The 13,098-nt window shown below is 70.1% G+C and carries 10 protein-coding genes; all 10 read left to right on the forward strand.

Annotated elements, in window-relative coordinates; all coding sequences use genetic code 11:
* Genes nuoE through nuoN form a run of 10 tightly spaced genes read left to right on the forward strand, consistent with a single transcriptional unit; the run spans nucleotide 1 to nucleotide 13,030 of the window.
* Nucleotides 1-777 (forward strand): NADH-quinone oxidoreductase subunit NuoE, encoded by a 777-nt coding sequence (nuoE, locus tag ACFC79_RS08910; RefSeq protein ID WP_376237523.1) that lies wholly within the window; start codon nucleotides 1-3, stop codon nucleotides 775-777.
* Nucleotides 777-2,153: an NADH-quinone oxidoreductase subunit NuoF gene (gene nuoF, locus ACFC79_RS08915; RefSeq protein WP_376237078.1), complete on the forward strand. Its 1,377-nt coding sequence runs from the start codon at nucleotides 777-779 to the stop codon at nucleotides 2,151-2,153. The genes nuoE and nuoF overlap by 1 nt, the downstream gene beginning before the upstream one ends.
* Complete coding sequence (locus ACFC79_RS08920; RefSeq protein ID WP_376237081.1) at nucleotides 2,150-4,720, forward strand: NADH-quinone oxidoreductase subunit G; 2,571 nt, start codon at nucleotides 2,150-2,152, stop codon at nucleotides 4,718-4,720. The genes nuoF and ACFC79_RS08920 overlap by 4 nt, the downstream gene beginning before the upstream one ends.
* Entirely contained in the window at nucleotides 4,717-6,120 is a 1,404-nt protein-coding gene (nuoH, locus tag ACFC79_RS08925) for an NADH-quinone oxidoreductase subunit NuoH (RefSeq protein ID WP_376237084.1), read from the forward strand. The genes ACFC79_RS08920 and nuoH overlap by 4 nt, the downstream gene beginning before the upstream one ends.
* A complete protein-coding gene (gene nuoI / locus ACFC79_RS08930; RefSeq protein WP_376237087.1) occupies nucleotides 6,086-6,751 on the forward strand; it encodes an NADH-quinone oxidoreductase subunit NuoI in 666 nt (221 codons plus the stop codon). Before nuoH ends, nuoI begins: the two co-directional genes overlap by 35 nt.
* Nucleotides 6,748-7,575 (forward strand): NADH-quinone oxidoreductase subunit J, encoded by an 828-nt coding sequence (locus tag ACFC79_RS08935; RefSeq protein WP_376237090.1) that lies wholly within the window; start codon nucleotides 6,748-6,750, stop codon nucleotides 7,573-7,575. Before nuoI ends, ACFC79_RS08935 begins: the two co-directional genes overlap by 4 nt.
* Nucleotides 7,572-7,871, forward strand: coding sequence for an NADH-quinone oxidoreductase subunit NuoK (gene nuoK / locus ACFC79_RS08940; protein WP_376237093.1), 300 nt, complete (start codon nucleotides 7,572-7,574; stop codon nucleotides 7,869-7,871). Before ACFC79_RS08935 ends, nuoK begins: the two co-directional genes overlap by 4 nt.
* A 14-nt stretch (nucleotides 7,872-7,885) precedes the next feature.
* Nucleotides 7,886-9,781: an NADH-quinone oxidoreductase subunit L gene (nuoL, locus tag ACFC79_RS08945; protein WP_376237096.1), complete on the forward strand. Its 1,896-nt coding sequence runs from the start codon at nucleotides 7,886-7,888 to the stop codon at nucleotides 9,779-9,781.
* 4 nt (nucleotides 9,782-9,785) lie between these two features.
* Nucleotides 9,786-11,369: an NADH-quinone oxidoreductase subunit M gene (locus tag ACFC79_RS08950; RefSeq protein ID WP_376237099.1), complete on the forward strand. Its 1,584-nt coding sequence runs from the start codon at nucleotides 9,786-9,788 to the stop codon at nucleotides 11,367-11,369.
* On the forward strand, nucleotides 11,366-13,030 hold the full coding sequence (nuoN, locus tag ACFC79_RS08955; protein ID WP_376237101.1) for an NADH-quinone oxidoreductase subunit NuoN: 1,665 nt from the start codon (nucleotides 11,366-11,368) through the stop codon (nucleotides 13,028-13,030). The genes ACFC79_RS08950 and nuoN overlap by 4 nt, the downstream gene beginning before the upstream one ends.
* Nucleotides 13,031-13,098 lie beyond the last annotated feature (68 nt).

Raw genomic sequence — 13,098 nt, forward strand, 5'->3', positions numbered from 1 at the left:
ATGCCGCAGCTCCCCGCCCCCGCCTACCCGGCCGAGGTGCGCGCCAGGCTCGAAGCGGACGCGAAGGAGGTGATCGCCCGTTACCCCGGCAGCCGGTCCGCACTGCTGCCGCTGCTGCACCTGGTGCAGGCCGAGGAGGGCTACGTCTCCCGCACCGGCATGGCGTTCTGCGCCGAGCTGCTCGGCCTCACCACCGCCGAGGTCACCGCGGTCGCCACCTTCTACACCATGTACCGGCGCAGGCCGAGCGGCGACTACCAGGTCGGTGTCTGCACCAACACGCTGTGCGCGGTGATGGGCGGCGACGCGATCTTCGACCGGCTCAAGGAGCACCTCGGCGTCGGCAACGACGAGACGACCGAGGACGGGAAGATCACCCTCGAACACATCGAGTGCAACGCGGCCTGCGACTTCGCCCCCGTGGTGATGGTCAACTGGGAGTTCTTCGACAACCAGACGCCCGAGAGCGCGACCCGCCTGGTCGACGACCTGCTCGCCGGGCGCACCGTCGAACCCACCCGCGGCGCCCCGCTGTGCTCGTACAAGGAGACCGCCCGCATCCTGGCCGGCTTCCCCGACGAGCGCCCCGGTGCCGTCGAGGCGTCCGGCGGCGCCGGCCCCGCCTCGCTGGCCGGTCTCCGGCTCGCCAGGGGCGAGGAACCGCACCCGCGCGTCGTCGCCCCGCGCGGCGAGAGCCCGCACGGCGAATCCGGCCCCGCCGACACCCCGCAGGGCCGGCGCCCGGCGGCAGGCCCCGCAGCCGAGGAGGGAGCGTGATGACGTTGGCCACCGAGATCGGCGACAACGGCGGCGGCAACGGGGGAGACCCCGAGAAGCTGCTCGCCCCCGTCCTCTCCGCGTTCTGGGACGAACCGCGCTCCTGGACCCTGGACACCTACCGCCGCCACGGCGGGTACGAGGGACTGCGCAAGGCCCTCGCCATGTCGCCGGACGACCTCATCGCGTACGTCAAGGACTCCGGTCTGCGCGGACGCGGCGGCGCGGGCTTCCCCACCGGGATGAAATGGCAGTTCATCCCGCAGGGCGACGGCAAACCGCACTACCTCGTCGTCAACGCCGACGAATCGGAGCCCGGGACCTGCAAGGACATCCCGCTCCTCTTCGCCAACCCGCACTCCCTCGTCGAAGGCATCGTGATCGCCTGCTACGCGATCCGCTCCGCACACGCCTTCATCTACCTGCGCGGCGAGGTCGTCCCCGTACTGCGGCGGCTGCACGAGGCCGTGCGCGAGGCGTACGAGGCGGGCCTGCTCGGCACGAACATCCTGGGCTCCGGGCTCGACGTGGAACTCACCGTGCACGCGGGCGCCGGCGCGTACATCTGCGGTGAGGAGACCGCACTGCTCGACTCGCTCGAAGGACGACGCGGCCAGCCCCGGCTGCGACCCCCCTTCCCCGCGGTCGCCGGTCTGTACGCCTGCCCCACCGTGGTGAACAACGTCGAGTCCATCGCCTCGGTTCCCGCGATCCTGAACAACGGCAAGGAGTGGTTCACCTCCATGGGCAGCGAGAAGTCCCCGGGCTTCACGCTGTACTCGCTCAGCGGGCACGTCGCGAGCCCCGGCCAGTACGAGGCCCCGCTCGGCATCACGCTGCGCCAACTGCTCGACATGAGCGGCGGCATGCGCCGCGGGCACCGGCTGAAGTTCTGGACCCCGGGCGGCTCCTCCACCCCGATGTTCACCGACGAACACCTCGACGTCCCGCTCGACTACGAGGGCGTCGGCGCCGCCGGTTCCATGCTCGGCACCAAGGCGCTCCAGTGCTTCGACGAGACCACCTGCGTCGTGCGCGCCGTCACCCGCTGGACCGAGTTCTACGCACACGAGTCCTGCGGCAAGTGCACCCCGTGCCGCGAGGGCACGTACTGGCTCGTCCAACTGCTCCGCGACATCGAGGCGGGCAAGGGACAGATGGCCGATCTCGACAAGCTGAACGACATCGCCGACAACATCAACGGCAAGTCCTTCTGCGCCCTCGGCGACGGCGCCGCCTCACCGATCTTCTCCTCGCTGAAGTACTTCCGCGCGGAGTACGAGCAGCACATCACGGGCAAGGGCTGCCCCTTCGATCCCGCCAGGTCGACCGTCTGGGCCGACGACAAGAACGCTCACCAGGGGGTGAACGCATGACCGTCACCACGAGTGCGCCCTCCGGGGGAGGCGAGGCGGCCGTCCCGCCCGAGGACCTCGTCACGCTGACGATCGACGGCATCGAGATCAGCGTGCCCAAGGGCACCCTGGTCATCCGGGCCGCCGAACTCCTCGGCATCGAGATCCCGCGCTTCTGCGACCACCCGCTCCTCGACCCGGCCGGTGCCTGCCGGCAGTGCATCGTCGAGGTCGAGGGCCAGCGCAAGCCGATGGCCTCCTGCACCATCACCTGCACCGACGGCATGGTCGTCAAGTCGCAGCTCAGCTCGCCCGTCGCCGAGAAGGCCCAGAAGGGTGTGATGGAGCTGCTGCTCATCAACCACCCGCTGGACTGCCCGGTCTGCGACAAGGGCGGCGAGTGCCCGCTGCAGAACCAGGCGATGTCGCACGGCGACGCCGACTCCCGCTTCGACGGGAAGAAGCGGACGTACGAGAAGCCCGTCCCGATCTCCACCCAGGTGCTGCTGGACCGCGAGCGCTGCGTGCTCTGCGCGCGCTGCACCCGGTTCTCCAACCAGGTGGCGGGCGACCCGATGATCGAGCTGATCGAGCGCGGCGCGCTCCAGCAGGTCGGCACCGGGGAGGGCGACCCGTTCGAGTCGTACTTCTCCGGGAACACCATCCAGATCTGCCCGGTCGGGGCGCTGACCTCGGCCGCGTACCGCTTCCGCTCCCGCCCCTTCGACCTGGTGTCCTCGCCGTCGGTGTGCGAGCACTGCGCGGGCGGCTGCGCCACCCGCACCGACCACCGGCGCGGCAAGGTCATGCGGCGGCTCGCCGCCGACGACCCCGAGGTCAACGAGGAGTGGATCTGCGACAAGGGCCGCTTCGCGTTCCGCTACGCGCAGCAGCGCGACCGGCTCACCACGCCGCTGGTGCGGAACGCGGACGGCGTCCTGGAACCCGCGAGCTGGCCCGAGGCCCTGGCCGCCGCGGCCACCGGACTGGCCGCCGCACGCGGCCGGGCCGGTGTCCTGACCGGCGGCCGGGTGACCGTCGAGGACGCGTACGCGTACGGCAAGTTCGCACGGGTGGTGCTGGACACCAACGACGTCGACTTCCGGGCCCGCGCGCACAGCGGCGAGGAGGCCGACTTCCTGGCCGCCCGCGTCGCCGGACGCGGCAGGGACCTAGGGGGTCCCTCCCTGTTCGAGCGAAGCCGAGAACTTGGGGGAAGCACGGGGGTCACGTACACCTCACTGGAGAAGGCCCCGACCGTGCTGCTGGTCGGGTTCGAGTCCGAGGAGGAGGCCCCCGGCGTCTTCCTGCGGCTGCGCAAGGCGATGCGCAAGCACGGACAGCGCACCTACGCCGTCGCCTCGCACGCCACCCGCGGCCTCACCAAGGCGGGCGGCACGCTGCTCCCCGCCGCCCCCGGCACCGAGACCGAGTGGCTGGACGCCATCGCGGGCGGCGTCGGGCTCGACGGCGACGGCGCCGCGGCGGCCGAGGCGCTGCGCGGCGACGGTTCCGTGATCGTGGTCGGCGAGCGGCTGGCCGCCGTGCCGGGCGGGCTGACCGCCGCGGTGCGGACGGCGACCGCTACCGGGGCCGCGCTGGTGTGGATCCCGCGGCGAGCCGGCGAGCGCGGCGCGGTGGAGGCGGGCGCACTCCCGTCGCTGCTGCCCGGCGGCCGTCCGGCGACCGACCCGCGGGCCAGGGACGAGGTGGCGGCCGTGTGGGGCGTCGCCGAACTCCCCGCCCGCTTCGGCCGCGACACCGGCCAGATCCTGGAGGCGGCGGCCACCGGCGAACTCGGCGCGCTGCTCGTCGCCGGGGTCGAGCCCGCCGACCTGCCGGACCCGTCGCGGGCCCTGGAGGCCCTGGACCGGGTCGGGTTCCTGGTCTCGCTGGAGCTGCGGCCCGGCGAGGTCACCGAACGGGCCGATGTGGTCCTGCCGGTCGCCGCGGTGGCCGAGAAGGCCGGGACCTTCCTCAACTGGGAGGGCCGGGCCCGGCTGTTCGAGGCGGCGCTGAAGCCCGAGCAGATGACCCGGACGCCCGCCCCGACCGACGCGCGGGCGCTGCACATGCTGGCCGAAGCGGTGGCCGGGGTCACCGACGCCGAGGGGCCCGCCCGCTTCGCGCTGCCGGACCTCAAGTCCGTCCGCCGCGAACTGGACCGGCTCGGCGGCTGGGCCGGTGCCCACGCCGACGACCCGAACGAGCCGGCGCAGCCGCTGCCCCGGCCGGGCGACGGCGAGGCGGTCCTGGCCGGCCACCGGATGCTGCTCGACCTGGGACGGCTCCAGGAGGGCGACGACGCGCTGGCCGGTACCCGGCACGCCGCGGTCGCCAGGCTGTCCGCCGCCACCGCCGCCGAGACAGGCGTCGAGGACGGCGACCTGCTGGCCGTCACCGGCCCGGCGGGCGCCGTCGAACTCCCGCTGAAGATCACCGACATGCCGGACCGGGTGGTCTGGGTGCCGCTCAACTCCGTCGGGCGGGGCGTCCCGGCCGACACCGGCGCCCGGCCCGGCGGTCTGGTCCGGATCGGCCCCGTCGCACCGGGCGCTGACGACATCACACCGGAGGTGGGGGCGTGACAGCCTTCGCTCAACTTGCCGCGGCACCGCGCGATGCCGTGCTCGCCGCCGAGGACCTGTCGATGTTCGGCACCGACCCGTGGTGGCTCGTCGTCGTCAAGGCGGTGTTCTGCTTCGCGTTCCTGATGGTGACCGTGCTGTTCTCCATCGTGTGGGAGCGCAAGGTCGTCGCCTGGATGCAGTTGCGCATCGGCCCCAACCGGAACGGGCCCTGGGGCATGCTCCAGTCGCTCGCCGACGGTGTGAAGCTGATGCTGAAGGAAGACGTCGTCGTCAAGCGCGCCGACAAGATCGTGTACGTGCTCGCGCCGATCGTCGCCGCCATCCCGGCGTTCATGGCGATCGCCGTGATCCCGTTCGGCCCGTCCGGCAACGAGGTCTCGATCTTCGGGCACCGGACGACGATGCAGCTCACCGACCTGCCGATCGCGATGCTGTACATCCTCGCGGTGGCCTCGGTCGGCATCTACGGCATCGTGCTGGCGGGCTGGTCGTCCGGGTCGACGTACCCGCTCCTGGGCGGGCTGCGCTCCTGCGCCCAGATGATCAGCTACGAGATCGCGATGGGCGCCGCGTTCGCCTCGGTCTTCCTCTACTCCGGGTCGATGTCGACCTCGAAGATCGTGGAGGCGCAGCAGGACCGCTGGTTCATCCTGCTGCTGCCGGTGTCCTTCATCATCTACATCGTCACGATGGTCGGGGAGACCAACCGGGCCCCGTTCGACATGCCGGAGTCCGAGGGCGACCTGGTCGGCGGCTTCAACACCGAGTACTCGTCCATCAAGTTCGCGATGTTCATGCTCGCCGAGTACGTGAACATGGTGACCGTCTCCGCGGTCTCCACCACCCTGTTCCTGGGCGGCTGGCGGGCGCCCTGGCCGATCAGCACCTTCTGGGAGGGCGCGAACCACGGCTGGTGGCCGATGCTCTGGTTCGTGCTCAAGGTCCAGCTGCTGCTGTTCTTCTTCATCTGGCTGCGCGGCACGCTCCCCCGCGTCCGCTACGACCAGCTGATGAAGCTCGGCTGGAAGGTCCTGATCCCGGTCTCCGTGGTCTGGCTGATGATGGTCGCCACCGTGCGGGCGCTGAGCAACGAGGGCTACGAGTTCTCCCGGATCGTCCTGTACGTGGCCGGGGCCGTGATCGCGGTCCTGCTGCTCTCCTTCGTCGTCGAGGTCTTCCGCGACAACAAGGGCCGGGCCGAAGCGGAGAAGGCGGGTCCGGAACCGGGATTCGATCCGATGGCGGGCGGGTTCCCGGTGCCTCCGCTGCCCGGACAGACCCTGCCGCCGGTGCCGCGCCGCAGGCCGCGGGGCGAGCGACAGCTCGTTGTCAGTGGCGGGTCGGACACTGAGAGTGACGGAAATGCGAGTGACGGAAAGGAGGCTGACGGTGTCTGAGTCGAAGGAGCCCTCGGGAGAGAAGTTCCAGAACCCCGTCGCCGGCTTCGGCGTGACCTTCAAGGCCATGTTCAAGAAGCGGTTGACGGAGCAGTATCCGGAAACGCAGAAGGTGACGGCGCCGCGCTTCCACGGTCGGCATCAGCTCAACCGTCACCCGGACGGGCTGGAGAAGTGCATCGGCTGCGAGCTGTGCGCCTGGGCCTGTCCGGCGGACGCCATCTACGTGGAGGGCGCGGACAACACCGACGAGGAGCGCTACTCGCCAGGTGAGCGCTACGGCCGCGTCTACCAGATCAACTACGCGCGCTGCATCCTGTGCGGCCTGTGCATCGAGGCGTGCCCGACCCGGGCGCTCACGATGACCAACGAGTTCGAGCTCGCCAACACCACCCGCGAGAGCCTCATCTACACCAAGGACGAGCTGCTCGCGGGCCTGGAGGAGGGCATGGTCGACACTCCGCACGCGATCTACCCCGGGATGGACGAGCAGGACTACTACCGGGGCCTGGTCGCCGAGGCCGCCCCCGGTACGGAGCGCCAGGTCGCCGTCTCCAAGGGCGAGAAGCCGTCAGACGACGCGCACGGCAAGCACGAGAACAACGGCTCGGCGCAGGGGGTGGGCGCATGACGGTCCTGGCCGCGGCGGCCTCCCAGACCTCGACCGGGGAGGCCGTCCAGTTCTGGATCCTGGGCACCGTCGCCGTGCTCGGCGCGCTGTCCACCGTCCTGATGAAAAAAGCCGTGCACAGTGCGCTGAGCCTCGCCGGGACCATGATCGTCCTGGCGGTGTTCTATCTGGCCAACGGCGCCTACTTCCTGGGCGTCGTGCAGATCGTCGTCTACACCGGCGCGATCATGATGCTGTTCCTCTTCGTCGTCATGCTGGTCGGCGTCACGGCCGCCGACTCGCTGAAGGAGACCATCAGGGGCCAGCGCTGGCTGGCCGCGGGCTGCGGTCTCGGCTTCGGCGTCCTGCTGATCGCGGGCATCGGCAACGCCTCGCTGAACAGTTTCAACGGGCTCGGCGTCGCCAACGCCCAGCACGGCGGGAACGTCGAGGGGCTGGCCAGCCTCATCTTCACCAAGTACGTCTTCGCCTTCGAGATCACCGGCGCCCTGCTGATCACCGCGACGGTCGGCGCGATGGTGCTCACCCACCGCGAGCGCACCGAACGCGCCCGTACGCAGCGGGAGTTGTCCGAGGCCCGGGTGCGCGGCAGTCAGCTGCCGCCGCTGCCCGCCCCGGGCGTCTACGCCCGGCACAACGCGGTGGACATCCCCGGTCTGCTCCCGGACGGCACCCCGTCCGAGCTCACCGTCATGCGGACGCTGCGCGAACGCGGTCAGGTCCGTGACGTGTCGGGCGAATCCCTGGAGCAGTTGCGGGCTCTGGAGCAGCGCTCCGAGGAGCGGCTCGGCCGCGACAACGAAGACGAGGAGGTCGCCAAGTGAATCCGGTCAACTACCTCTATCTCGCCGCCCTGTTGTTCACCATCGGCGCGGCCGGGGTGCTGATCCGGCGGAACGCGATCGTCCTGTTCATGTGCGTGGAGCTGATGCTCAACGCCTGCAACCTCGCTTTCGTGACCTTCTCCCGGATGCACGGCAACCTCGACGGCCAGATCATCGCGTTCTTCACGATGGTCGTCGCCGCCGCGGAGGTCGTGGTGGGGCTCGCGATCATCGTGTCGGTGTTCCGTTCCCGCCACTCGGCCTCGGTCGACGACGCCGGCCTGATGAAGCTGTAAGGGGACGTTGAATCGTGGAGAACCTGATTGCGCTGCTCGTCGCGGCGCCTCTGCTCGGAGCGGCGGTCCTGCTCTGCGGCGGCCGACGGCTCGACCGCTCCGGACACTGGATCGGCACCCTGCTCGCCGCCGCGTCGTTCGTCGTCGGCGCGGTGCTCTTCCTCGACATGCTGGGGCGGACGGCCGATGACCGGGCGCTGCACCAGAAGCTTTTCAGCTGGATCCCGGTCGAGGGCTTCCGGGCCGATGTGGCCTTCCAGCTCGACCAGTTGTCGATGACGTTCGTGCTGCTGATCACCGGTGTGGGCACCCTGATCCACATCTACTCGATCGGCTACATGGAGCACGACGAACGCCGTCGCCGCTTCTTCGGCTATCTGAACCTGTTCCTCGCGGCGATGCTGCTGTTGGTCCTCGCCGACAACTACCTGCTGCTGTACGCGGGATGGGAGGGCGTCGGCCTCGCCTCGTACCTGCTGATCGGCTTCTGGCAGCACAAGCCGAGCGCGGCCACCGCCGCGAAGAAGGCGTTCCTGGTCAACCGGGTCGGCGACATGGGCCTGTCGATCGCCATCATGCTGATGTTCACCACGTTCGGCACCTTCGCCTTCGGGCCGGTGCTGGCGTCGACGGGGGACACGAGCGAGGGCAAGCTGACGGCGATCGGCCTGATGCTGCTGCTCGCCGCCTGCGGCAAGTCGGCCCAGGTGCCGCTCCAGTCCTGGCTCGGTGACGCGATGGAGGGCCCGACCCCGGTCTCGGCCCTCATCCACGCCGCGACCATGGTGACCGCGGGCGTCTACCTCATCGTCCGGTCCGGCGCGATCTTCGACGCGGCACCGGACGCGCAGCTGGTCGTGGTGATCGTCGGCGCGGTCACGCTCCTGTTCGGTGCGATCGTCGGTTGCGCGAAGGACGACATCAAGAAGGCCCTCGCCGGGTCGACGATGTCGCAGATCGGCTACATGATCCTGGCCGCCGGGCTCGGCCCGATCGGCTACGTCTTCGCGATCATGCACCTGGTGACGCACGGCTTCTTCAAGGCCGGACTCTTCCTCGGCGCCGGTTCGGTCATGCACGGCATGAACGACGAGGTCGACATGCGGAAGTTCGGCGGCCTCAGGACGTACATGCCGGTCACCTTCATCACCTTCGGCCTCGGCTACCTGGCCATCATCGGCTTCCCCGGCCTGTCCGGCTTCTTCTCCAAGGACAAGATCATCGAGGCGGCCTTCGCCAAGGGCGGTACCGAGGGCTGGATCCTCGGCTCGGTCGCCCTGCTGGGCGCCGCGATCACCGCGTTCTACATGACGCGCGTGATGCTGCTGACGTTCTTCGGCGAGAAGCGCTGGCAGCCGGACGCGGACGGCAACGAGCCGCACCCGCACGAGTCCCCGAAGTCGATGACCATCCCCATGATCGTCCTCGCCTTCGGCTCGGTCTTCGCGGGCGGGCTGTTCTCCATCGGCGACCGCTTCCTGAACTGGCTGGAGCCGGTCACCGGACACAGCCACGGACACGCCCCGATCGGCGCCACCACCGTCACGGCCGCCACCATGGTGGTCCTCGCCGTCGGGGTCGCCATCGCCTGGGCGATGTACGGACGCAAGCCGGTCCCGGTCACCGCCCCGCGCGGCTCGCTGCTCACCCGGGCCGCCCGCCGCGACCTCCTCCAGGACGACTTCAACCACGTGGTCCTGGTCCGCGGCGGCGAGCACCTCACCCGCTCCCTGGTGTACGTCGACCACACCCTGGTCGACGGGGTCGTCAACGGCACGGCCGCCACGATGGGCGGGCTCTCCGGCCGGCTGCGCAAGCTGCAGAACGGCTACGCCCGCTCCTACGCGGTCTCGATGTTCGGCGGTACGGCGATCGTCATCGCCGCGACCCTGCTGATGAGGGCGGTCTGATCACATGTCCTTTCCCCTCCTGACAGCGACGGCGGCGCTCCCGGCCATCGGCGCGATCGCCACCGCCGCCGTCCCGGCCGCCCGGCGTACCGCCGCCAAATGGACCGCGCTGGTGTTCTCGCTGGCCACACTCGTCCTGGCGGGCGTCGCGCTCGCCCGGTTCGAGCCCGGCGGCCCGCGCTACCAGCTCACCGAATCGCACGCCTGGATCAAGGACTTCGGGGTCCGGTACGAACTGGGCGTGGACGGCATCGGGGTCGCGCTCATGGCGCTCACCGCCCTGTTGCTGCCCTTCATCATCCTGGCGGCCTGGCACGACGCCGACCCTCTGGAGAACAGGAGCCGCCGCTGGCGGCCCACGCAGGGCTTCTTCGCCCTGATGCTGATGACCGAGGCGATGGTGATCCTCTCCTTCGAGGCCACCGACGTCTTCCTCTTCTACGTCCTGTTCGAAGCCATGCTCATCCCGATGTACTTCCTCATCGGCGGCTTCGGGGACCGGGCCACCTCCGCCGCGGCGGACGGCGGCGAGGAGAACGCGGCGGCGCAGCGCTCCTACGCCGCGGTGAAGTTCCTCCTCTACAACCTGGCCGGCGGCCTGATCATGCTGGCCGCCGTGATCGGGCTGTACGTGGTCGCGGGGACGTTCTCGCTCTCCGAGATCGCCGAGGCCCGCGCCAACGGCTCGCTGTCCATGGCGACGAGCACCGAACGCTGGCTGTTCCTCGGGTTCTTCTTCGCCTTCGCGGTGAAGGCCCCGCTGTGGCCGCTGCACACCTGGCTGCCCAACGCCATGGGCGAGGCGACCTCCCCGGTCGCCGTCCTGATCACCGCGGTCGTCGACAAGGTCGGCACCTTCGCGATGCTCCGCTTCTGCCTCCAGCTCTTCCCGGAGGCCAGCAAGTGGGCGACGCCGGTGATCGTCGTCCTGGCGCTGATCAGCATCGTCTACGGGGCGCTGCTCGCCGTCGGCCAGCGCGACATCAAGCGCCTGATCGCCTACGCCTCGATCTCGCACTTCGGCTTCATCGTCCTGGGCATCTTCGCGATGACCAGCCAGGGCCAGTCCGGTGCCACGCTCTACATGGTCAACCACGGGATCTCGACCGCCGCGCTGATGCTGGTGGCGGGCTTCCTGATCACCCGGCGCGGCTCGCGGCTCATCGCCGACTACGGCGGGGTGCAGAAGGTGGCCCCGGTGCTGGCGGGCACCTTCCTGATCGGCGGCCTGGCGACCCTGTCGCTGCCCGGACTCGCCCCGTTCGTCAGCGAGTTCCTGGTCCTGGTCGGCGCGTTCAGCGCGTACCCGGCGGCGGGCATCATCGCCACCACCGGCATCGTGCTCGCCGCGCTGTACGTCCTCGTCCTCTACCAGCGGACGATGACCGGCCCGGTGAAGGCCGAGGTCAGCGGCATGCCGGACCTCAAGGTCCGGGAGCTGGCGGTGGTCGTCCCGCTGATCGCGCTGCTGCTCTTCCTGGGGGTCTACCCGAAGCCGCTGACCGAGATCGTCAACCCGGCGGTGCAGCACACCATGTCGGACGTCCAGAAGAAGGACCCCCAGCCTGAGGTGGAGGCCGCCAAGTGAGCGCATCAGCTGTCCACAGCCTGTGGGCAACGGCGGGCGGGGTGACCTCTGCCGCCCCGGCCGAGAAATTCAAGGCCCCGGTCATCGAGTACACCCAGCTCATGCCGGTCCTCATCGTGATCGGCGTGGCCGTGGTGGGCGTGCTCGTCGAGGCGTTCGTGCCGCGCCGGTCCCGCTACTACACGCAGGTCTTCCTGACCGTCGTCGCCCTCGCCGCCGCGTTCGCCGCGGTCGTCGGCCTCGCCGCCGGGGGGTACGGCACCACCAAGGCGCACATCGCGGCGATGGGCGCCATCGCGATCGACGGCCCGACGCTGTTCCTGCAGGGCACCATCCTGCTGACCTCGCTGGTCGCGGTCTTCACCTTCGCCGAGCGGCGGCTCGACCCCGCCTCGCACGGAAACAACGTCGACTCCTTCGCCGCGCAGGCCGCCTCGGTGCCCGGCAGCGACAGCGAGAAGGCAGCGGTCCGGGCCGGGTTCACCACCACCGAGGTCTTCCCGCTGGTCCTCTTCTCGATCGCCGGCATGCTGGTCTTCCCGGCCGCCAACGACCTGCTGACGCTCTTCGTGGCCCTGGAGGTCTTCTCCCTCCCGCTCTACCTGCTCTGCGCCGTCGCCCGCCGCAAGCGGCTGATGTCGCAGGAGGCCGCGGTGAAGTACTTCCTGCTCGGCGCCTTCTCGTCGGCGTTCCTGCTCTTCGGGATCGCCCTGCTGTACGGCTACGCGGGCTCCGTGTCGTACGCCACGATCGCGAGCGTGGTCGACGGCTCCGTCACGAAGATCGACCCGGCGCTCGCCGCCACCATGGGCAACGACGCGCTGCTGCTGATCGGCGGCGCGATGATCCTCACCGGTCTGCTCTTCAAGGTCGGAGCCGTCCCCTTCCACATGTGGACCCCGGACGTCTACCAGGGCGCCCCGACCCCGGTCACCGGCTTCATGGCCGCCGCCACCAAGGTCGCCGCGTTCGGCGCGCTGCTGCGCCTGCTGTACGTGGTGCTGCCGGGCCTCACCTGGGACTGGCGCCCGGTCATGTGGGGCATCGCGATCGTCACCATGCTGGGCGGTGCGATCGTCGCCATCACCCAGACCGACATCAAGCGGCTGCTCGCCTACTCCTCGATCGCGCACGCCGGGTTCATCCTCGCCGGTGTCATCGCGGCCACCCCGGACGGCATCTCGTCGGTCCTCTTCTACCTGGGCGCGTACTCCTTCGTGACGGTCGGCGCGTTCGCCGTCGTCACCCTGGTGCGCGACGCGGGCGGCGAGGCGACGCACCTGTCGAAGTGGGCCGGGCTCGGTCGGCGCTCGCCGCTGGTCGCCGCGGTCTTCGCGGTGTTCCTGCTGGCCTTCGCCGGTATCCCGCTGACCTCCGGGTTCTCCGGGAAGTTCGCCGTCTTCAAGGCGGCGGCGGACGGCGGCGCGGGAGGGCTGGTCGTGGTCGGTGTGATCTCGTCGGCGATCGCCGCGTTCTTCTACATCCGGGTCATCGTGCTGATGTTCTTCAGCGAGCCGAAGGCGGACGGCCCGACGGTCGCCGTCCCGTCCCCGCTGACGATGACCACGATCGCCGTCGGTGTCGCGGTCACGCTGGTGCTGGGCCTGGCCCCGCAGTACTTCCTGGACCTGGCCGGTCAGGCGGGAGTCTTCGTGAGGTAGCGCACACACCTCTCCACGCAGCGGTGCGCAGGCACCGCCGCGGCGGCGCCGGACGGGCTTCGGAAGTC

It is taken from the genome of Streptomyces sp. NPDC056061 (assembly GCF_042266885.1).
Classification (GTDB): domain Bacteria; phylum Actinomycetota; class Actinomycetes; order Streptomycetales; family Streptomycetaceae; genus Streptomyces.